Here is a 20,872-nt window from a genome sequence, read left to right as displayed (position 1 = left end):
GTAACGGACATGAAAACTATGCGCAGGCTTGCGTGATCAGACGAGAAAGAGAAAGATCGGTGGCTCCCCACATATGTTGGTTACAGGGGGGATGGAGCGTGGCGGCAAAAAGAAAGCCGATAGTAGGCCTGGCATTGGGATCGGGAGGAGCCCGGGGTTACGCCCATATTGGTGTGTTGAAGGTTCTCGATGCGCATGGCATCAAAGTCGACATGCTCGCAGGCAGCAGCATGGGAAGCTTGATCGCAGCAGTCTACGCCAATGGCATCGAGCCTCATATGATGGGCAAGCTCGCCAAAAATTTAAAGCGCAAACACCTGGTGGATCTCACCGTGCCTGGTATGGGATTTATCATTGGGGATAAGATCAAGCAATTGATTCAGCTATTGACTCACGGCAAAAGAATCGAGGAATTGGATATTCCTCTTGCCATTGTGGCTACTGATATCGAGACAGGGGATCGCGTCGTGTTTCGCGACGGACCGATTGATCAAGCGGTTCGGGCCAGCATCTCGATACCGGGCATTTTCGTGCCGGAGAGGGTCAACGGACGGCTGCTGGTGGATGGAGGGGTAATCGACCGTGTCCCGGTGTCTGTTTTGCGCGAGATGGGGGCAGACATCGTGATTGCGGTGGACGTGGCACAATTGGACACGGAGATGAAGATGGGCTCCATCTTTGACGTGATCGTACAGACCATCGATGTCATGGAACGGGAGATTTTTCGCAACCGGATCCTGGCGGCCGACCTCGTAATCTGTCCGGATGTTGGACACTATAGTAGTATTGCATACGGCGGCGTAGAAGAAATTATAGACCGGGGCGAACATGCAGCCAAAGAGTTCGTTCAACAAATCGAGGAAATGATCGCGAACTGGGAGGAAGAGGAATAATGGAAGAACGTCGTATGGGTAGCGTATCCCAGGCATCCCGCAGAAGAAAGGCAAGAGGGATCAATGGGCTTATCATATTGATGGTGATTTTGCTGGGTCTTTCTTTCTTCGTGCCGACGAACTATTATATCACCCGGCCTGGCTCCGCCATCTCTCTTGGACCCATCATCGAAGTAGAAGACGGCAAAAAGGATGAAACAGGCTCCTTTATGCTTACGACAGTGCGCATGGGCGAGGCGAGCCTAGCATGGTATCTGTATGCCCAAGTCTCACAGGACGCGGAGCTGATGCCCAAGCAATTGGTGGTAAGCCAGGGAGAAAACAACGAGGATTTCATTCGCCGGGAGCAAGCGGTGATGGACAATTCGCAAAAATTGGCGGAGGCAGTTGCTTTTCGCCTTGCCGGCTACGATGTGCATGTGGAGAATCAAGGTGTTTGGGTGATGGGGACGCTGGAGGGAATGCCAGCGAAAGAGGCGCTAAAAATCGGAGATGTCATCATCGAAGTAAACGGAGTCAAAACACCCGAAGCCAAAGACCTTCTGCAGCAGCTTGCTGGTAAAAAGGCGGGGGACGAGGTCGAAATTACGTACACTCGTGATGGACAAGTTGCCAAAACGATGTTACCTTTAAAGCCACTGCCCAACTCACAGTCAGTCGGGGTCGGAATCCGGACCGACAGCAAGCAATTGATCGAAATCCCCAAAAAGGTAACGATTGCAGCACAAGGAATCGGAGGTCCATCTGCTGGATTGATGATGGCGCTGGAGATCTACGACCAGCTCAATACCGAAGTGGATCTGACCAAGGGCTTTCAAATCGCAGGTACTGGAACGATCGCATTGGATGGATCAGTCGGGAAGATAGGCGGTATCAATCACAAGATCGTGGCGGCAGACGCGGCTGGGGCAGAGATCTTTTTTGCACCGGATGATCCGAACGATCCGAACTCCAACTACAAAGACGCCGTCAAAACAGCAGAGCGAATCGGCACTTCCATGCAGATTGTGCCAGTCAAGACCATCGACGATGCCGTTGCTTTTTTAAACGAATTAAAACCGAAACAAACCTAGCTGATTTGCTGGCTGTCAAGGGAAAATGGTTGACAAAGCATTGGGGCAAGGTCTATAATCATCCTTGTTGTGCTTGAGGTGAAAGAAGAGATGAATATCAAGATAACTGAATTGGATCACCGAAAGGGCGAGCCATTGCCGTTTCAGGTAACGCTGGATGCGGCAGAGCTGAAGAATCGCCATCATGAGATACGTGGTTTGACCCCCGTAACAGTTGAGGGCGATGCCGTAAAGCTGGGCAACCTCTATTATGTAAAAGGCGAAATGAAAGCGGACATCGATTTTGTCTGTGCCCGTTGCCTGACTCCTTTTACACAGCATGCCTCTATTCCTTTTTCCGAAACGTTTGCTTTGGCAGACGACCCGCAGATCGAGGAGGACGAAGAGAGCGATATTCATCCGCTCGAAGGCGATCAAATCGAGTTGGACACGCTGCTGCAGGAGGATTTTCTGCTGGCGATGCCTACCTTCCCACTGTGTGAGGAGGATTGCAAAGGATTGTGTCCGACGTGTGGAGTAAACCGCAACGAAGCACCCTGCAGCTGCAAAAACGAACGGATCGATCCGCGTTTGGCAGGGTTGGCTGATTTGTTCAAGGACAACAACTAAGCGTTTTCCCTTCATCGTTTTCAAGATGGGATACCGATCACCTGATTGGATTTTCTCATTTTTGAAGGATAGCATAAGCTTTTGGCTTATACGATCCACCCAATAGAGCATCTTAGCATTTGTCAGTTGAAGGAGGTGTAAGGAAGATGGCAGTACCTCAACGGAGAACTTCCAAAACCCGTAAAAGAATGCGTCGTACGCACTTCAAATTAGAGATTCCAGGCATGGTAAAATGCGACAATTGCAGTGAGTACAAACTCGCGCACCGCGTTTGCCCAAGCTGCGGTCACTACAAAGGCGTGAAAGTAGCGAAATAATTACGTTTTGCTGCTAAAAGCGAGGTGAGCAATCACCTCGTTTTTTTATATTCCTCGAAGAAAAAAGGAGCCGAATTACATGGCTCCTTAGATCGTTATTGAGCTGATTCAAATAGCGCTGGTTCTTCGTATGTCCACCCTTTTCTGGAATCATAATAGGTTGGGAAGGACAATGTTTCTCCATTATCCCTGGTAAAAGTGAAAGTGCCTTCCTGTAATTCTTTATCTAACAGAATAACGGGAATATAATCCCCAACTTGTGAATGTTTCCTCATGATGTCGGCCTGCACGTCAATAAAGGTTCCTACAAATTCCTCATCATAGTAGTTTTCCATGTCTTCAATGAATTTTGTTCTATCGGTAAAATCTATATAAACCCATTCTTTGCCGTCTTTATCAGTGAAGGTAACACTATCTTTAACTGAATGCGAAGATGTTATCGAATCCGTATCTGCATCAATCCCCAAAACCTGGAGCGTATTTTGAGCGTATACTTTTATTTCCAAGTTAGGCTCATTCGCACTAAGTTGATTCGCAGCAAACAAAGTTCCGCAGGCTACAAGCAAGGCAAGACTGAAACCAACGATATGATTTCTTTTCATAGTAATGTTCCTCCTCCATTTGATTATGGCCATTGGTCACTTGAAGTACTTCTCTTATACTCGTTGACTTTATTGTAAGCAAAGTGAGTTGAAGAGATTCTGAGGGAGGTTAATCTAGTAGGATTGGCATCGTAATCAACGCTGGCATAGCTAGTTCCACTTCCTACTAATGTTGGGCTTTGTTTTTGACCGTTTACGTAAATTATTGACTCCACACGGACCCTATTCAGGTCTGAGCCTTCTCCCTCAGTAAATGCAGATACAAATCCTGAGTTTCCTTTAACATGAACAGACGAACCTTTCGCAACAATCTCATAATCTTCACCAGTTCCGGAAATACTGTTTGCGGAAGCATTAGCTGTTAACAAAGTAATAGATAGAGTAGCTGATAAAACTGCTAATTTAGAAATGCTTTTCATAAATATCCTCCTTGTGCATTTTTTGGATACAAATTACATTTTACTTTATCTAAAGATTAATAGATTACAAAAGAGTTACAATTTGGGAAATAGTTACTTTTACCTAGAGTTATCTATGAAACAAGGTTCTCTTCTGTAACCTGTCAGGTTGTTGAAAACAGTCGGTAGCGGTATGGTGTACAATTGCCGTTACATCTATCGTTCTGCGAGGTGTTTTTTGCGTTGTTTGGACCCATTTTCATGATCGCTTCTTGTCAATCCACTTTTTCTCCCTTATACTGACTTAGTACCTGGTAATAAAAACTGCTCGTAATCATGAGAGCTCCATTATAATTGGGGGGGTGTCGAGCATCGCCCGCTTGCCGAAGAAAGATCGCCAGACGAAACTGGTTCAGTATCTACAAGACAATCCCTTCGCCACCGATGAGGATTTGGCGGAGTTTTTTCACGTCAGTATTCAAACAATACGGTTAGACCGTTTGGAATTGGGCATTCCCGAGCTGAGGGAGCGGATTAAATCCGTTGCTGAACAACATCTGGACCCGGTAAAATCCCTGGGGATCGATGAGGTGATCGGGGAAGTGATCGACCTGCAATTGGATGCCCAGGCGATCTCCGTCCTGGAAATCAAGGAAGAGCATGTTTTCGCCAAAACGCAGATAGCGCGCGGACATTACATATTTGCCCAAGCCAACTCTCTCGCCGTTGCGGTGATCAATGCAGATGTTGCGCTGACGGCTACCGCCAGAATCCGTTTCGTTCGGCCTGCCAGGCTGGGAGAAAAACTGGTGGCCAAGGCGACTGTACGGAGCCGCGACGGTGACGAATGCAAGGTAAGGGTCGAGACGAAAGTTCAAGGGGAACTGGTATTCACTGCCACGTTCCGCGTAGTGGGGATGACGGATGTCACTTCAGCATGGTAGGACAGAAGAGGAGGGGACACGATTGCGAATTGCACTAGATGCAATGGGCGGAGACCTGGCACCTCTCAGCAATGTTTTGGGGGCCTTGGCCGTCACGAAAGAAAACCCGGACATCACCGTGGTCCTGGTTGGAGATGAGCAGGCGATTCGAAGTCATGTGCCGGATCAGCTGCCGGCTAACCTGGAGATCGTCCATGCTTCAGAGGTAATCGGTGCGGATGAAGAACCGGTGCGAGCCGTTCGCAGAAAAAAGGATGCTTCGATGGTCGTCGCCATGAACCTCGCGAGCGAAAAGAAAGTAGATGCCGCCATCTCGGCCGGAAACACCGGTGCACTGATGACGGCGGGATTATTGTATGCCAAGCGGATGGAGGGCATTGAACGCCCGGCACTCGCTGCATATATCCCCAACCGCAAAGGAAGGGTGACGCTGACATTGGACGTAGGTGCCAATATGGATGCCAAACCCTCTCACCTGCTGCAATATGCGGTCATGGGCAGCTTGTATGCAGAAAAAGTGCTCGGCTTTGAGCGCCCGACTGTCGGTTTGCTGAACGTGGGTACAGAAGAGGGAAAAGGCAATGATTTGACCAAACACGTCTATCCTCTTCTGAAAGCAGCGGACTTGCATTTTGTCGGCAATGTGGAGGCAAGGGACGTCATGGATGGGGCTTGCGACGTCCTGGTCTGCGACGGCTTTGTCGGCAATGTGCTGCTCAAGTCGCTGGAAGGTGCAGCCACCACAATCTTTTCCGAATTGAAGCAGGAGTTTACTTCCAGCCTGATTAATAAAATAGGGGCGGCCATTCTCAAGCCGGGATTGCTCCGATTTAAAAAGAGAATGGATTACGCAGAGTACGGCGGCGCGCCGTTGCTCGGATTGGGAAGTCCTGTGATCAAAGCGCATGGTTCTTCGGGCGAAAAAGCGATCAAAAACGCGATCTTGGTTGCGGCGCGTTATGTCCAAAAGGATGTAAACGTCGTGATTCAGCAAGCACTAAAATCAAGCACGGAAGAAAGTGAGTGAGGCAGATGAAGGGTTTGCGTTCTGTTGGCATATTGGGTACTGGTTCGTATACCCCGGAGCGGGTGTTGTCCAACTTTGATTTGGAGAAAATGGTGGATACCTCGGACGAATGGATCGTATCGCGTACCGGAATTCGCGAGCGGCGGATCTGTTCTCCCGAGCAAGCATCCTCCGACTTGGCCTATGAGGCGGCCAAACGCGCTTTGGAAAAGGCAAACATCAGCGCAGAACAGCTGGATATGATCATCGTGGCGACAGTCACTCCGGATATGAGCTTCCCGTCCACTGCCTGCCTGCTGCAAGACAAACTGGGTGCGACCAAGGCAGCGGCGATGGACCTGTCTGCGGCGTGTACTGGATTTTTGTACGGCATTACCACAGCTACTCAATTTATCGCCAATGGCTTGTACAAATACGTACTCGTCGTCGGTGTCGAAACACTCTCGAAAATTACGAACTATAAAGATCGCAATACCTGCGTCCTGTTTGGCGATGGAGCTGGAGCAGCCGTTCTCGGTCAGGTAAAAGACGGCTATGGCTTCCAATCGTTCGAGCTGGGAGCAGATGGTTCCGGCGGTTCCTTGCTCTGCCTGCCGGCTGGCGGGTCTCGCATCCCTGCTTCGAATGAATCCGTGGAGAACAATCTTCACTACCTCTCGATGGCTGGCGGCGAAGTATTCAAATTTGCGGTTCGCGTGATGAACTCCGCGACGGAAGCCGTTCTCTCGAAAGCGGGAGTAGCACGGGATGATATCGACCTGCTGGTGCCTCATCAGGCGAACAAGCGCATTATTGATTCCGCTGTTCAGCGATTTGGGTTGTCGGAAGAAAAAGTAGCGATCAACCTCGACCGCTACGGCAACATGTCCTCCGCGTCCATCCCGGTAGCGCTGGATGAAGCGATTGCAGAAGGCCGAGTAAAAGAAGGCGACAATCTCATCCTCGTCGGGTTTGGCGGAGGCTTGACTTGGGGAGCGACTCTCTTGAAATGGTGCACAACCCCGGCAGAAGGGAGCGACGAGTAATGGGAAAAGTAGCGTTCGTGTTCCCTGGACAGGGATCGCAGTTTGTGGGGATGGGGCAGGCTCTGTCAGAACAGTCAGAAGCGGCCCGCTCCATTTTCCAGCAGGCGGATGAAGCGCTTGGTTTTTCCTTGTCCGAGCTTTGCTTTCAAGGACCAGAAGAAGAACTGAAATTGACAGCCAATACACAGCCTGCAATCTTGACAGCGAGCATCGCGGTACTGGCTGCGTTTCGGGAGCAGCGCCCCGATTTTACACCGGATTTTGTGGCTGGACACAGCTTGGGTGAGTATTCGGCATTGGTCGCAGCAGGCGCGCTCTCTTTTGCAGATGCGGTAAAAACCGTTCGCGCCCGCGGGCAGTTTATGGAGGAAGCAGTACCAGCTGGAGAAGGCGCGATGGCTGCGGTATTAAACCTGGACCGCGCCGAGCTGCATGCTGTCTGTGAGGAAGTGACGGCAGCGGGGCATCCTGTACAATTGGCAAACCTCAACTCCCCTGGACAAATCGTCATCTCCGGCTCTGCCGAAGGCGTCAAGCAAGCTGGGGAAAAGGCGAAGGCAGCAGGGGCCAAACGGGTGTTGCCTCTCAATGTGAGCGGTCCCTTCCACTCGAGCCTGATGAGTCCTGCGGCTGACAAACTGCATGGCGTTCTGGCTGGGGTTACGGTCGCGGACGCGAAGGTGCCAGTTGTGGCAAACGTAACAGCGCGCCCAGTATCTGAGGCGGCTGTGATTGTAGACAGTCTGGTCAAGCAAGTCTCGGCTCCTGTGCTTTGGGAAGATTCCGTGCAATGGATGGTGGAGCAGGGGGTTACGACTTTTGTCGAGATCGGACCAGGAAAAGTTCTCTCAGGGCTGATCAAGAAAATCGCTCCTGCTGAGACGACAATTCTATCGGTTCAAGATGGAGAATCCTTGACAGAGCTATTGAACGGAGGGAAGGTATGCTAACAGGAAAAACGGCATTGGTGACAGGGGCATCTCGCGGGATTGGCCGGGCGATCGCTCTGAAGCTGGCTGAAGCCGGCGCCAACATCGTCGTCAACTACGCGGGGAGCGAAGGGGCGGCGAGTGAAACTGTTGCTCAGGTAAAAGCTTTGGGACGTGATGCGATCATGATCCGTGCCAACGTATCCGACAGCGAAGAAGTCAATGAGATGTTCAAGACGGCATTGGAGCACTTCGGCAGTCTCGACATTCTCGTCAACAACGCAGGAATCACGCGTGACAACCTGCTCATGCGCATGAAAGAGGAAGAGTGGGATGCGGTGATCGACACCAATCTCAAAGGTGTTTTCAATTGCCTGAAGGCCGCTACCCGTCCGATGATGAAGCAGCGCTCCGGCAAGATTATTAATATCACGTCCGTCGTCGGAGTATTGGGCAACCCGGGCCAAGCCAACTATGTAGCAGCGAAGGCCGGTGTCATCGGCTTGACCAAGACGGCAGCGAAAGAACTTGCGACACGTGGCATCACCGTCAACGCGGTTGCTCCTGGCTTTATCGACACCGAGATGACAGCTGTCTTGCCAGAAGATGTAAAGGCTGGTCTTATCGGCCAAATCCCTCTGGGACGTCTCGGACAGACGGATGATATTGCGAATGTCGTGGTATTCCTGGCTTCTGACGCAGCCAATTACATGACAGGTCAAACCTTGCATGTAGACGGCGGCATGTATATGTAATCCAGCTTTCTCAAAACTGGTTTTTTACATGCTCATCCACTATAATACGGGAGAGGGGGTGAAGGTTAATGGCAGATACATTGGAGCGCGTGAAGAAAATCATCGTCGATCGTCTGGGTGTAGATGAGTCCAAAATTACTTTGGAAGCTTCTTTCAAAGAAGATCTGGGCGCTGACTCCCTGGATGTAGTAGAACTCGTAATGGAATTGGAAGACGAGTTCGATTTGGAGATTTCTGACGAAGATGCTGAAAAGATCACTACTGTTGGTGAGGTTGTTAAATACATAGAATCTCACAAGTAGATCCATCAGTTGGAAGTCCCGTTTGCATGCGGGACTTCTCCTTCATTGACGCTGTTTCATGAACGATTTATTTTGTCTGCGGGTCTTGTGCAGACATGTTGAAAATAGATAATCAGAAGAGATAGCCCAAGGGCTGACTTTCATAGAGGTGATCGTAATGAAGCGCAGAGTGGTGATTACCGGCGTTGGCGTCATTTCTCCGGTGGGGAATGACAAGGAAACATTCTGGAACAATCTGATCGAGGGCAAATCGGGAATCAAGCCTGTAACCTCCTTCGATACGACTGATTACCCGACCAAGATCGCGGGTGAAGTGACAGATTTTGATCCAGAACAGTATATGGATAAAAAAGAGATTCGACGTACAGACCGATTCGTTCAGTTTGGACTCGCTGCTGCCAAGATGGCTGTGGAAGACGCCAAGCTGGAAATTACGGCCGAAAATGCGGAACGAGTGGGTGTATACATCGGATCGGGGATTGGCGGCTTGTCCACGTGGGAAGATCAGCACAAGGTACTGTTGGATAAAGGCCCGCGCAGAGTGAGTCCTTTCTTCATTCCGATGTTGATCGCCAACATGGCATCTGGAGCGGTATCGATCCAATACGGGGCGAAGGGACCTACCTCAAGTGCGATCACGGCTTGTGCTACAGGGACCAATGCGATCGGCGATGCGTTCCGACTGATCCAGCTTGGTCAAGCGGATGCGATGATTGCAGGTGGTGCTGAGGCGACGATCCGTCCGATGGCATTTGCCGGTTTCTGCTCCGCGAAAGCCATGTCCACGCGCAATGAAGAGCCAGAAAAAGCAAGTCGTCCTTTTGACAAGGACCGGGATGGTTTTGTCATGGGTGAGGGTGCGGGCGTTGTCATTCTCGAGGAGCTGGAATTCGCGAAAAAGCGCGGAGCCACGATTCTCGCAGAAGTGATTGGATACGGCATGAGCGCAGACGCGTTTCATATTACCGCACCGTCTCCGGGAGGCGAAGGAGCCGCTCGTTGCATGACGAACGCCTTGCAAGATGCCGGGATCGCACCAGAAGAGGTCGATTACATCAACGCGCACGGAACCTCCACAGACGCAGGGGATGTCGCCGAGACACAAGCCATCAAGTCCGTTTTCGGTGAACATGCCTACAAGCTGGCCGTCAGCTCGACCAAATCGATGACAGGCCATCTGCTGGGTGCGACCGGCGGGATTGAGACAATCGCTTCAGCATTCGCGTTGCGCGATCAGATTTTGCCGCCAACCATTAACCTGGAGAACCCTGATCCTGAATGTGATCTCGATTATGTTCCCAACCAGGCACGCAAGTCCGAAGTTCAAGTCGCTCTGACGAATACATTCGGATTTGGCGGGCACAATGCAACCATTATCTTAAAAAGATACGAGGCCTAAATGAGTCCTACTGAGCGAAAAAGTAGGAAGTCTCCTGAATTGGTGGTGAGGGTGATGAATTTTGCACGGCTGCAGGAAAAACTAGGCGTTCGTTTTCATGATGAGAGCGTTTTGCGGCAGGCATTCACCCATTCTTCCTACGTGAACGAGCAACGTGGCAAACGGATACAGGATAATGAACGGCTGGAGTTTTTAGGCGATGCCGTACTGGAATTGACTGTTTCCCAGTTTCTTTACAAGACATTCCCCAAGATGAGCGAAGGGGAAATGACGAAACTCCGTGCAGCGATTGTCTGTGAACCGTCATTGGTCAAGTTTGCCGAACTGCTCCAGTTTGGTGATCTCGTTCTGCTGGGAAAAGGGGAAGAGCTTACAGGAGGAAGACAGCGTCCAGCCCTGTTGGCGGACGTGTTTGAGGCCTTTGTCGGAGCCCTGTATCTGGATCAAGGATTGGACGCTGTTTTCGCCTTTATGGAAAAATACGTGTATCCCCGTGTGGATAAAGGGGAGTTCGCCCAGGTTACAGACTTCAAAAGCCAATTGCAGGAATTTGTACAACAAGACAATCTGGGAGATATTCAGTACCGAATCGTCGAAGAGAAAGGTCCGGCTCACAACCGCGAATTTGTCTCGGAGGTTCTGCTGAATAGCCGTTCGTTGGGCGTTGGAACAGGCCGATCCAAAAAGGAAGCCGAACAGCAAGCCGCGGCTCGCGCTTTGATCAAGCTGGGCGCGAAATAGGGAAGCAAAAAGTCGTATGATCTCTGGACAGAGGGAGTACGGTTTTTTGCTTCACGCCCGAATAATTCACGGCAAACGGCTGGGAAACTACTGCGTGTTGTCTCCCTCTATGTTAAACTGATAGAGAATGCTCTCTTCGTGAAAGAAGCTCCTGTACATACAGGGGCTTTCTTTTAGGGATGCGGCTCTAAGCTCACGAAAGAAACCCTGACCCCTTCTGCACGAGAAGGATCGTGCCAGTGAGAAGGGACCAGCTTTTTTGCGATAGAAGGAGGACCATCCGTATGTATTTGAAACGCCTGGAACTGGCAGGGTTCAAATCCTTTGCCGATCGGACAGAGCTGGAATTCGTTCCCGGAGTAACGGCTGTTGTAGGCCCGAATGGGAGCGGGAAAAGCAATGTATCCGATTCGATTCGCTGGGTGCTTGGCGAACAAAGCGCCAAATCCCTGCGCGGGGCGAAAATGGAAGATATCATCTTTGCCGGCAGCGATACACGAAAGCCGGTCAATTTTGCAGAAGTTACCTTAACCTTGGACAATACAGACCGTTCGCTCGATGTGGAGTATTCGGAAGTGTCCGTGACGCGCCGGGTCTACCGTTCCGGGGAAAGTGAATATTACATAAACAATCGTGCCTGCCGCTTGAAGGACATCATGGAACTGTTCATGGATACGGGATTGGGAAAAGAAGCGTACTCGATCATTGGACAAGGAAAGATTGAGGAGATTCTCAGCACCAAATCCGAGGACCGCAGAGGGATCTTTGAAGAGGCGGCAGGGATTGTCAAATACAAAACCCGCAAGCGCGAGGCTGAGAAAAAACTGGCGGACACGGAGCAGAACCTTGTCCGTATCCACGATATCGTAAGTGAAATTACGGAGCAGATCGGTCCGTTGCAGGAGCAGGCCAGGACAGCCCGCACATATCAGGAATTGCATAGCGAACTGGTCGAACACGAGGTAGCGCTCTACGTCCAGCAGATTGAGGCAGCCCACCAAAAATGGGAAGAGGCTTCGGCTCGTGTACAGGAACTACAAGAACAGCTTGTCGGCCAAACGTCTCAAGCCTCAAAGCAGGAAGCAGACCTGGAGCAAGCCCGTTTTCATGTGTCGCAGATCGATCAATCGATTGAAGAGCTGCAGCAAGTGCTGTTGACCGTCAGTGAAGAGGCGGAGAAGGTCGAGGGACAGCGCGAGGTTCTGCGCGAGCGGATGCGCAATCTGAGTGCCAACCGCCAGCAGACGATGGAGCATATGCACCGGATCACGGAAAAACAACATGCCTTGGAGACGGAACTCGCCGAAGAAACCAAGCGTGCGGAGGAAGCCAAGCAGAAAATGAGTAACGCCCGTTCCGCACTGAAGGAGGCGGAGGACCAGTTTTACGCTATGGTCCAATCCCTGACAGACGATGTGGAGAGGCTGAAAAGCGATTATTTCGAAAAGCTCAATGAAATGGCGAACCTGCGCAACGACATTCGCCATCAGCAGCAGCTTGTGCAGACCAGCCAAGCCCGCATGGACCGGCAACGCGTCGAAAAGGAACGGCTGGAGCAAGAAGAACAGCAGCGGCAAGAAAAGCGCAATGAACTGCAAGAGCAGCTCCGTGAGATCGATCAGGCGATCCACGATACGCTGGAAAAATATAAGGATCTCATGGACCAAGTACGCGAGGGACAGTCTGCATCCGAGCAGGCTCGCAAAGAGCTGCGCCAGTTGGAGCAGAAGCGGGAATCCGCCAAATCGCGTCTGGATTTGCTGCGCGAGATGCAGTCGGAGTTCGCAGGTTTTCAGCAAGGTGTCAAAGAAATCCTGAAAGCGCGTGAACGCGGCTTTTCCGGGATTCATGGAGCAGTAGCTGAACTGGTTGTTGTGCCGCAGCAGGTGGAAACGGCAGTGGAAGTGGCACTGGGCGGCGCACTGCAGAACGTCGTCGTGGAAAATGAAGCGGCGGGACGTGCAGCGATCGCGTACCTGAAGCAACACAATGCCGGACGGGCTACCTTCCTTCCGCTTGATGTCATTCGTTCTCGCAGCATTCAGGCAGAGGACAAGCGCCGCCTGGAGAAAGAAGCCGGGGTCGTCGGCATCGCGAGCGAGCTGGTGAGCTTTGAAGCGACGTATCGTCCGATTTTTGAATCTCTGCTGGGCAATGTCATCGTCACACAAACGCTGGAGCAGGCGAACCAAGTCGCACGCACCTTGGGCTATCGCTACCGGGTCGTTACGCTTGAAGGGGATATCGTCAACGCCGGCGGTTCCATGACGGGTGGAGCGCTGAAAAAGAACACGACCAATCTTCTCGGCCGAAACCGCCAGGCGGAAGAGCTGGAAGCGCAAATGGGACAGATCGATCAGGCAATTTCTGGGCATACTACCCTTATGGAACAACTGGCACAGCAACAGCAGCTAAGAGAGCAGGAGCAAGAGACGCTTCGCAGCCAGGGTGAAGCGCTGCGCTTGAAGGAGCAGGAAGTCAAAGGACTGCTGCAGCAAGTGGAGTCCGAAGGGAAATCCATCGGAGAGCGGGCCAAGCTGGTCGAGCAGGAAATCGACGGCTATCTGCGCGAGTCCGAAGAAGCGCTAGTCAAGCAGAAGGCGACGGAGGAAAAGCTGGCGAAGCTTGTGGCAGAGGAAAAAGAACTCACGGAGCAGATTGCCGCAGCGGAAGCCAAGCGCCAGGAGCAGCTCGAATCAAAAGAAGAGATCAACCAGAAGATTACCAGCCTGAAGGTATTGGATGCTCAGGTGAGACAGGAATACCAATCTCGTCAGGAGCAGACAGAACGGTTGCTGGAACAGAAAATCTCCCTGCAAAAAGAATGGGACGAGCAGAATGCCACGCTTGCCTCGCTGGATGAGTTGGAGCAGACCAATGAATCCTCGGGAAGCAAGCTGGATGAGACCATCGCCGAGCTTCGCCAGGATAAAGAACGGGTATCTGGACTGATTCAGGAGCGGCGCAATGAGCGGGCCACTCTATTCCACAGGCAGGAGCAGTTGGAGCAGGAAGTCAAAGAGATCCGCAAAGCGGTTAAGTCCCTGGAGGACAAGCTGCATCAGGAAGAAGTCAAGGTAAACCGCAGCGAGGTAGAATTGGATCACCTGTTGAACAAACTCTCCGAAGAATACGAAATGAGCTACGATCTGGCGAAGATGAAGTATCCGCCTCGCGGTGAGATCGCTGACGAGACGCAAATCGTGAACCGACTGAAAAAAGAGATTGCGGCTCTGGGTACGGTGAATCTGGGCGCGATTGAAGAGTACGAGCGCTTGTATGAGCGTCAGCAGTTCTTAAGCACGCAGGAAGCGGATTTGAATGAAGCCAAGGAAATGCTGTATCAGGTCATTTTGGAAATGGATACGGAGATGTCCAGACGTTTCAAGGAGACCTTCGATGCCATCCAGGAGCAGTTCCGCGATGTTTTCGTTGCATTGTTCGGGGGAGGACGGGCTGATCTTGTGCTCTCCAACCCGGAGAATTTGCTGGAGACCGGGATTGATATCGTCGCCCAGCCGCCAGGGAAAAAGCTGCAAAACCTGGCCCTGCTGTCGGGTGGGGAGCGTGCCCTGACTGCCATGGCATTGCTATTTGCGATTCTGCGTGTCAAGCCCGTTCCTTTCTGTGTATTGGACGAGGTAGAAGCCGCTTTGGACGAAGCCAACGTCAACCGTTTTGCCGAGTACATGCACCAATTCAGCAGCCAGACACAGTTTATCTGCGTGACCCACCGCAAAGGAACGATGGAGAGTGCGGATGTGCTGTACGGCATTACGATGCAGGAGGGTGGCGTCTCCAAGCTGGTTTCCGTTAAACTGGAGGAGAGCAGCAAGTTCATCGAGTCCGCTTCGTAAGCCCTGCACGAAATTACCAGTCAAAGGAAGATGAAGATGAGCTTTTTCAAACGCCTTCGCGATGCGATTGTGCAGAAGTCGGAAGAGGTAACCCAGAAGTTTACCGATGGACTCGCCAAAACCAGAGATTTGCTGGTAGAAAAGGTAGAGGACCTCGTCCGCCGCTATAAAAAGATTGATGATGACTTTTTTGACGAACTGGAAGAAATCCTGATCACCTCCGATGTCGGCGTCAATACGGTGATGGAGTTGATCGACGAGCTTCGCGGCGAAGTCCGCAAACACAAAATCGAGAATGCCATTGACCTGCAGCCGATTCTCTCGGAAAAACTGGTGGCTCTGCTGAAAAACGATGAAGCAGCAGACACAGCGCTGCGCATCGAGGACGGGCGCCTGAACGTCATTTTGTTCGTAGGGGTAAACGGCGTCGGAAAAACGACCACCATCGGGAAAATGGCGCATATGTTCAAACAGCAAGGAAAAAAAGTGCTGCTGGCAGCAGGCGACACCTTCCGTGCGGCAGCCATTGAACAGCTGGAAGTCTGGGGAGATCGCGTCGGTGTGGAAGTGATCAAGCAACAGCAAGGCTCTGATCCCGCCGCCGTGATCTACGACGCGGTACAGGCAGCGAAGTCGCGCAATGTCGACGTTTTGCTGTGTGATACGGCAGGCCGCCTGCAAAACAAGGTCAACCTGATGGAGGAGCTGGCGAAGGTGCACCGTGTGCTCGCCCGCGAGCTTCCCGGAGCGCCGCATGAAGTACTGCTTGTGCTGGATGCGACCACGGGACAAAATGCCCTTTCCCAGGCGAAGACGTTTGGCGAATCGGCTGGCGTGACCGGAATTGTGCTGACCAAGCTGGACGGCACGGCAAAAGGCGGCATCGTCATCGCCATTCGCAATGAGTTAAACATTCCGGTGAAGTACGTAGGCCTCGGCGAGAAAATGGATGACCTGCAGCCGTTTGATCCGGAGCAGTTCGTCCACGCCTTGTTTGCCGGGCTGATTCAACAGGAGACCGAAGCGGAAAACCCTCAGGGATAGCATGAATGGTCTGATTCGATGAAGCGAAATTCATATGTCAATAAAAATGCTTGACACTAGGTTGGGAATTGGGTACTATAAACTACGTGCTGTAAAGAAAATGTCTTTACAGATTGGAGTCGAGTACCTCATAGCAAAGGATTGGTTACGATGCTCGAGAAGACCAATCAAGTCAATCTCTTGTTTGACTTTTACGCTCCCTTGCTGAAAGGAAAGCAGCGCGAATATCTGGAATTGTACTATCTGGATGATTTGTCGCTCGGCGAAATTGCCGAAATGCATGAGGTGAGCCGTCAAGCCGTTTATGACCATATCAAGCGGGCTGAAAAGCAACTTTTCGAATACGATGAAAAGCTGCGACTCGCTTGGAAGCATGAACAGCGCATGAACGTGCTGAACCGCATGAATGAGCTGGTCCAGGGGTTGGCGGACGAGGCGGCGAGAGAGGAACTGAACACTTTGCTCCACCAACTGTCAGAGATGGATTAGGAGGGCTCGCATGGCGTTTGAGAGCTTGGCCAATCGGCTGCAGAACGCGTTTGACAAGCTGCGAGGCAGAGGCAAGATTGACGAGACGATCGTCAATGAAGCGATGCGTGAAGTTCGCCTGGCCCTGCTGGAAGCAGACGTTAACTTTAAAGTAGTAAAAGACTTCGTGGCTCGCGTCAAGGAACGCGCAGTCGGGCAGGAAGTCATGAAAAGCCTGACGCCTGGCCAGATGGTCATCAAGATCGTCAACGAAGAGCTGGTCGAGCTGATGGGCGGCAACGTTGCCCAACTGACGATGTCCCATCGTCCTCCGACTGTCATCATGATGGCAGGCTTGCAAGGGGCGGGTAAGACGACCACGACAGGAAAACTCGCCAAGTATTTGACTAAACAAAACCGCAAGCCATTGATGGTAGCAGGCGATATTTATCGTCCGGCGGCAATCAAGCAATTGCAGGTTTTGGGTGAACAACTGAACATCCCCGTCTTCGCACTCGGTGATCAGGTTAGTCCCGTAGAGATTGCACGGCAAGCCATTGAGCATGCCAAAGCGAACAACCTCGACGTGGTCCTGATCGATACGGCAGGTCGCCTGCACATCGATGAAGCGCTGATGGAAGAGCTGAAACAGGTTCGCGAGGTAGCCAAGCCCGATGAGATTTTGCTCGTCGTCGATGCCATGACCGGTCAAGATGCGGTCAATGTGGCAGAAAGCTTCAACAGCCAGCTGGAGCTGACAGGTGTAGTCCTGACCAAGCTGGATGGCGACACGCGCGGTGGTGCGGCACTCTCCGTCAAGGCTGTCACAGGCAAGCCGATCAAGTTCGCTGCGATGGGCGAGAAAATGGACGCGCTCGAAGCGTTCCACCCGGATCGCATGGCATCCCGGATTCTCGGAATGGGCGACGTGCTGAGCCTGATCGAAAAGGCGCAAGCCAACGTCGATGAAGAGAAGGCGCGCGACATGGAGCGTCAGATGCGTCAAGGTGAGTTCACCTTTGACATGTTCCTTGATTCCATGCAGCAGCTTCGCAATATGGGACCTTTTGAGGACATTCTCGGCATGCTGCCTGGAATGAACAAGATGAAGGGCAAAATGAACGTGGACGAAAAGCAGATTGCCCGCGTAGAAGCGATTGCCAAATCCATGACCAAAGCGGAGCGAGCCAATCCTGATCTGCTCAACGCAAGCCGACGCAAGCGCATTGCGGCAGGCAGCGGCACCAGCATTCAGGAAGTGAACCGGTTCATCAAGCAGTTCGACGATATGAAGAAAATGATGAAGCAGTTCTCCGGCACCGCTGAGAAAATGATGAAGAAGTCCAAGAAAAAAGGCGGCATGGGCCTTCCGTTCATGGGCAAAGGCAAAGGCGGCAATCCAGGAGGCATGAACTTCCCGTTCAACTTCAAGCCCCCATTCAAATAACTTGCATGATCTCTTCGCGCCGCTGACAAAGGCCAGAGGCGCGATGGTTCAGATAAAGCAGCACCAACGCAATCGAGCGTTGCGTTGATCCATACAGGAGGTGAAACAACATGGCAGTAAAAATCCGTCTGAAACGCATGGGTTCCAAGAGAGCTCCTTTCTACCGTGTGGTAGTAGCTGATTCTCGTTCCCCTCGCGATGGCCGTTTCATTGAAGAGATTGGGTACTACAACCCGGTTGCACAACCGGCAGTAGTGAACATTGATACCGAAAAAGCGGTACAATGGATCCTGAACGGTGCAGCTCCGACTGACACAGTTCGCAACCTGCTCTCCAAAGAAGGCGTAATGGCAAAAGTACACGAAACCAAATACGGCAAATAAGCCGATCATCTGGAGGTCTGATGATGAAAGCACTGGTCGAAACGATCGCAAAGGCTCTCGTCGATCATCCGCATGAGGTTCGTGTGAATGCAGTGGACAAGGAGCGTACGCTCGTATATGAGTTGTCGGTACATCCTGATGATATGGGGAAAATTATCGGCAAACAGGGACGTATCGCCAAGGCCCTGCGCACCGTCGTGATGGCTGCTTCCGTCGATACGGACAAGCGCGTCACGGTTGAGATTGTCTGAGAAAAGGCTGGGAGCTTCCCAGTCTTTTTTTTCGATAAAACGCGGATCGATCTTTCTTGCGTCGAAAGGAAGTGGCAAGCATGCTTACGATTTATCGCTCTGTCCAGGTGAAAATCATCATGACAGAGGCGGCTAGGGCTGTTTTGGTGGATCAGTACCAAAGGCAGATTCAGCAGCAAAAGGACGAATGGCAGCGATGGCAATTTCAGGCGAAGAAAATTCTTGCCGATGCGAAGAAAAAATCGGCGGAACGCTATTCGCTGGCGCAAGAAAAAATCGCCCGCGAGGAACGACAGCGGCAGGAGAAGCTGGAGAATCTGCAGTATCAGCTCCTGCAAGCAGAAAAATTGCCAATTGGCAGTGAACTGGATTATCAGACCGTGCAAAGTCCCGTCAACATCCAAGTAGGGGATGTATGGGATGAAATCATGGCTGGAACGGAAATCCTGATAAAAGACGGGCGAGTGCATGAAATCCGGCAACGGACCTGATGGACTTACTCAGCTACCTATAAAGGAGGGTATCATTTGACCCAGGAGCGTTTTTTTACAGTCGGGAAGCTGGTGAACACGCATGGTTTGCGCGGAGAAGTGCGTGTGATCTCAACCAGCGATTTTCCTGATGAACGCTTTCGCAAAGGAAGCGAGCTGTATCTGTTTCATTCTTTGCTTGACCAGCCATTGAAGCTCAAAGTAGCTTCGCGGCGTGCCCATAAGGATTTCGAGATCATCAGCTTTCAGGGATACGGCCACATTAATGACATCGAGAAGTACAAGGGCGGCGAATTGAAGGTGCCGGAATCCGACCTGATGGAGCTGGAAGAGGATGAGTTCTACATTCACGAACTGATCGGCTGTGAAGTGGTCACGGATGAGGGAGAAGAGCTCGGAGCCATCAATGAAGTCCTCCAGACAGGGGCCAATGACGTCTGGGTGGTCAAAGGCAATCGTGGAGAGGTCCTGCTGCCTTATATCGATGATTGCATCAAGGAAGTCGATATTGCGAACAAGCGTGTCGTCTGTCATCTGATGGAAGGCTTGCTGTGAGGAGGGATCATCTTGCGTATTGATATCCTCACACTGTTTCCGGAGATGTTTCCCGGCGTTTTGTCGAGCAGCATTCTGGGCAAGGCGCAGGAAAAAGGCATCGTCCAGTTTGAAGTGATCAACTTCCGCGATTACTCGGAAAGCAAACACGGAACCGTGGACGATACGCCTTATGGCGGCGGCGGTGGCATGGTGTTGAAGCCGGAGCCGCTCTTTCGTGCTGTAGAAGCTGTGACTACGGACAGCAAGCCCCGTGTGATCCTCCTGTGTCCGCAGGGCGTGCCATACAATCAAAAGCTGGCGGAGGAACTCGCCAAAGAAGAGCATTTGATCCTGATCTGCGGCCATTACGAAGGCTACGATGAACGAATTCGCGAGCATCTGGTGACCGATGAGATCTCGATTGGTGACTACGTGTTGACTGGCGGAGAGCTGGGCGCGATGGTGATTGCAGACAGCGTGGTACGCCTGCAGCCAGGCGCGCTGGGGAATCAGACCTCTGCGGTGGAAGACTCTTTTTCCACTGGCTTGCTCGAGTATCCGCACTACACCAGGCCGGCGGAATTTCGCGGCTGGAAGGTGCCGGATATTCTCTTGTCCGGCCACCACGCCAATATCGACAAGTGGCGTTTGCGGGAATCGCTGCGGCGCACGTATGAACGCAGGCCAGATCTCTTGGACAAGCTGGAATTGACGCCAGAGATGAAAAAATGGCTGCAAGAGATCAAGGAAGAAAAAAAAATGGCGGACAAACCGTGAGAATCGCCTTGTGCAATGCACTTCCATATGGTACTATATTTCTTGTGGCAATTTTGCCCGCTGACTAAGGCGGTCCGCTACTCGTAACTCAGTTTTTTGAACTGATCGATGTGAATAGGCGAGTAAGAACGTCTGATCGGAAGGAGGGAATTCAAATGAACCAAGTGATCCGTGAATTGGAAAAAGAGCAATTGAAACAGGACATTCCTGCGTTCCGACCTGGTGACACCGTACGTGTACACGTAAAAGTTATCGAGGGTCAGCGCGAACGTATCCAGTTGTTCGAAGGTGTTGTTATTCGCCGTCGTGGTACTGGTATCAGCGAGACATTTACTGTTCGTAAGATTTCTTACGGCGTAGGCGTTGAGCGTACGTTCCCGGTGCATACGCCGAAAATCGACAAGATCGAGATCGTGCGTCATGGTAAAGTACGCCGTGCGAAACTGTACTACCTGCGTGACCGTGTGGGTAAAGCAGCTCGCATTAAGGAAATTCGTCGATAAGCGTTTGTTCACCCATAGAAAAAGGCACTGGCCTGCTAGCCAGGCCTTTTTTTCTACTTTCAGAAAGATTTCACTCGCTGCCGCGATGCCGAATGAAAGT

At 51.6% G+C, this 20,872-nt stretch carries 24 protein-coding genes; 22 read left to right on the top strand and 2 right to left on the bottom strand.

From position 1 onward, the window contains the following. Positions 1 to 98 precede the first annotated feature (98 nt). The 4 genes from T458_RS42785 (at position 99) to rpmF (ending at position 2,892) form a co-directional block, all read left to right on the top strand. Positions 99 to 893: a patatin-like phospholipase family protein gene (locus T458_RS42785; RefSeq protein WP_023557224.1), complete on the top strand. Its 795-nt coding sequence runs from the start codon at positions 99 to 101 to the stop codon at positions 891 to 893. Next, the gene (locus T458_RS42780; RefSeq protein WP_023557223.1) at positions 893 to 1,966 is read left to right on the top strand and encodes a SepM family pheromone-processing serine protease; all 1,074 of its coding nucleotides are present in this window, start codon (positions 893 to 895) and stop codon (positions 1,964 to 1,966) included. The genes T458_RS42785 and T458_RS42780 overlap by 1 nt, the downstream gene beginning before the upstream one ends. A gap of 90 nt (positions 1,967 to 2,056) precedes the next feature. After that, positions 2,057 to 2,575 carry a YceD family protein gene (locus tag T458_RS42775; RefSeq protein WP_023557222.1) on the top strand — a complete coding sequence of 173 codons (519 nt, stop codon included), beginning with the start codon at positions 2,057 to 2,059 and terminating at the stop codon, positions 2,573 to 2,575. Positions 2,576 to 2,721: 146 nt separating this feature from the next. Next, positions 2,722 to 2,892 (top strand): 50S ribosomal protein L32, encoded by a 171-nt coding sequence (gene rpmF, locus T458_RS56510; protein WP_084567985.1) that lies wholly within the window; start codon positions 2,722 to 2,724, stop codon positions 2,890 to 2,892. 95 nt (positions 2,893 to 2,987) lie between these two features. Here the strand turns inward: rpmF and T458_RS42770 are convergent, their stop codons facing one another. Beyond that, the gene (locus T458_RS42770) at positions 2,988 to 3,494 is read right to left on the bottom strand and encodes a hypothetical protein (RefSeq protein ID WP_023557221.1); all 507 of its coding nucleotides are present in this window, start codon (positions 3,492 to 3,494) and stop codon (positions 2,988 to 2,990) included. A gap of 23 nt (positions 3,495 to 3,517) precedes the next feature. Then, positions 3,518 to 3,913: a hypothetical protein gene (locus T458_RS42765; RefSeq protein WP_023557220.1), complete on the bottom strand. Its 396-nt coding sequence runs from the start codon at positions 3,911 to 3,913 to the stop codon at positions 3,518 to 3,520. 341 nt (positions 3,914 to 4,254) lie between these two features. On the opposite strand from T458_RS42765, the gene fapR reads away from it, so the two are divergent. From fapR to rplS, 18 genes are all read left to right on the top strand, one after another. Beyond that, positions 4,255 to 4,836: a transcription factor FapR gene (fapR, locus tag T458_RS42760; RefSeq protein ID WP_023557219.1), complete on the top strand. Its 582-nt coding sequence runs from the start codon at positions 4,255 to 4,257 to the stop codon at positions 4,834 to 4,836. Between the two features lie 22 nt (positions 4,837 to 4,858). After that, the gene (plsX, locus tag T458_RS42755) at positions 4,859 to 5,863 is read left to right on the top strand and encodes a phosphate acyltransferase PlsX (RefSeq protein ID WP_023557218.1); all 1,005 of its coding nucleotides are present in this window, start codon (positions 4,859 to 4,861) and stop codon (positions 5,861 to 5,863) included. A 5-nt stretch (positions 5,864 to 5,868) separates the two neighbouring features. Then, on the top strand, positions 5,869 to 6,888 hold the full coding sequence (locus T458_RS42750; protein WP_031305845.1) for a beta-ketoacyl-ACP synthase III: 1,020 nt from the start codon (positions 5,869 to 5,871) through the stop codon (positions 6,886 to 6,888). Next, entirely contained in the window at positions 6,888 to 7,838 is a 951-nt protein-coding gene (fabD, locus tag T458_RS42745; protein WP_023557216.1) for an ACP S-malonyltransferase, read from the top strand. The genes T458_RS42750 and fabD overlap by 1 nt, the downstream gene beginning before the upstream one ends. Further along, a complete protein-coding gene (fabG, locus tag T458_RS42740; protein ID WP_023557215.1) occupies positions 7,832 to 8,572 on the top strand; it encodes a 3-oxoacyl-[acyl-carrier-protein] reductase in 741 nt (246 codons plus the stop codon). The genes fabD and fabG overlap by 7 nt, the downstream gene beginning before the upstream one ends. A 68-nt stretch (positions 8,573 to 8,640) precedes the next feature. After that, on the top strand, positions 8,641 to 8,874 hold the full coding sequence (acpP, locus tag T458_RS42735) for an acyl carrier protein (protein WP_023557214.1): 234 nt from the start codon (positions 8,641 to 8,643) through the stop codon (positions 8,872 to 8,874). Positions 8,875 to 9,031: 157 nt separating this feature from the next. Next, a complete protein-coding gene (gene fabF, locus T458_RS42730; RefSeq protein WP_023557213.1) occupies positions 9,032 to 10,273 on the top strand; it encodes a beta-ketoacyl-ACP synthase II in 1,242 nt (413 codons plus the stop codon). A 54-nt stretch (positions 10,274 to 10,327) separates the two neighbouring features. After that, positions 10,328 to 11,014 (top strand): ribonuclease III, encoded by a 687-nt coding sequence (gene rnc, locus T458_RS42725; protein WP_031305844.1) that lies wholly within the window; start codon positions 10,328 to 10,330, stop codon positions 11,012 to 11,014. Between the two features lie 284 nt (positions 11,015 to 11,298). Further along, positions 11,299 to 14,871: a chromosome segregation protein SMC gene (gene smc, locus T458_RS42720; RefSeq protein WP_023557211.1), complete on the top strand. Its 3,573-nt coding sequence runs from the start codon at positions 11,299 to 11,301 to the stop codon at positions 14,869 to 14,871. A gap of 36 nt (positions 14,872 to 14,907) precedes the next feature. Continuing rightward, positions 14,908 to 15,915, top strand: coding sequence for a signal recognition particle-docking protein FtsY (ftsY, locus tag T458_RS42715; RefSeq protein WP_023557210.1), 1,008 nt, complete (start codon positions 14,908 to 14,910; stop codon positions 15,913 to 15,915). 150 nt (positions 15,916 to 16,065) lie between these two features. Next, a complete protein-coding gene (locus tag T458_RS42710; protein WP_023557209.1) occupies positions 16,066 to 16,404 on the top strand; it encodes a putative DNA-binding protein in 339 nt (112 codons plus the stop codon). A gap of 10 nt (positions 16,405 to 16,414) precedes the next feature. Then, positions 16,415 to 17,830, top strand: a complete 1,416-nt coding sequence (ffh, locus tag T458_RS42705; RefSeq protein ID WP_023557208.1) for a signal recognition particle protein — start codon at positions 16,415 to 16,417, stop codon at positions 17,828 to 17,830. A 110-nt stretch (positions 17,831 to 17,940) separates the two neighbouring features. Then, positions 17,941 to 18,213, top strand: a complete 273-nt coding sequence (gene rpsP / locus T458_RS42700; RefSeq protein WP_023557207.1) for a 30S ribosomal protein S16 — start codon at positions 17,941 to 17,943, stop codon at positions 18,211 to 18,213. Between the two features lie 23 nt (positions 18,214 to 18,236). Next, the gene (locus T458_RS42695) at positions 18,237 to 18,464 is read left to right on the top strand and encodes a KH domain-containing protein (RefSeq protein ID WP_023557206.1); all 228 of its coding nucleotides are present in this window, start codon (positions 18,237 to 18,239) and stop codon (positions 18,462 to 18,464) included. Between the two features lie 80 nt (positions 18,465 to 18,544). Next, positions 18,545 to 18,955 carry a YlqD family protein gene (locus T458_RS42690; RefSeq protein WP_023557205.1) on the top strand — a complete coding sequence of 137 codons (411 nt, stop codon included), beginning with the start codon at positions 18,545 to 18,547 and terminating at the stop codon, positions 18,953 to 18,955. Between the two features lie 36 nt (positions 18,956 to 18,991). Beyond that, a complete protein-coding gene (gene rimM / locus T458_RS42685) occupies positions 18,992 to 19,510 on the top strand; it encodes a ribosome maturation factor RimM (protein ID WP_023557204.1) in 519 nt (172 codons plus the stop codon). 12 nt (positions 19,511 to 19,522) lie between these two features. Continuing rightward, positions 19,523 to 20,269, top strand: coding sequence for a tRNA (guanosine(37)-N1)-methyltransferase TrmD (trmD, locus tag T458_RS42680; RefSeq protein WP_023557203.1), 747 nt, complete (start codon positions 19,523 to 19,525; stop codon positions 20,267 to 20,269). Positions 20,270 to 20,424: 155 nt separating this feature from the next. Beyond that, positions 20,425 to 20,772, top strand: coding sequence for a 50S ribosomal protein L19 (gene rplS / locus T458_RS42675; protein WP_023557202.1), 348 nt, complete (start codon positions 20,425 to 20,427; stop codon positions 20,770 to 20,772). Positions 20,773 to 20,872: the final 100 nt, after the last annotated feature.

The sequence above is a fragment of the Brevibacillus panacihumi W25 genome, from assembly GCF_000503775.1.
Classification (GTDB): Bacteria; Bacillota; Bacilli; order Brevibacillales; family Brevibacillaceae; genus Brevibacillus; species Brevibacillus panacihumi_A.
Note: the sequence above shows the minus strand (reverse complement) of the source record. Positions and strands in the feature narration are given on the sequence as shown.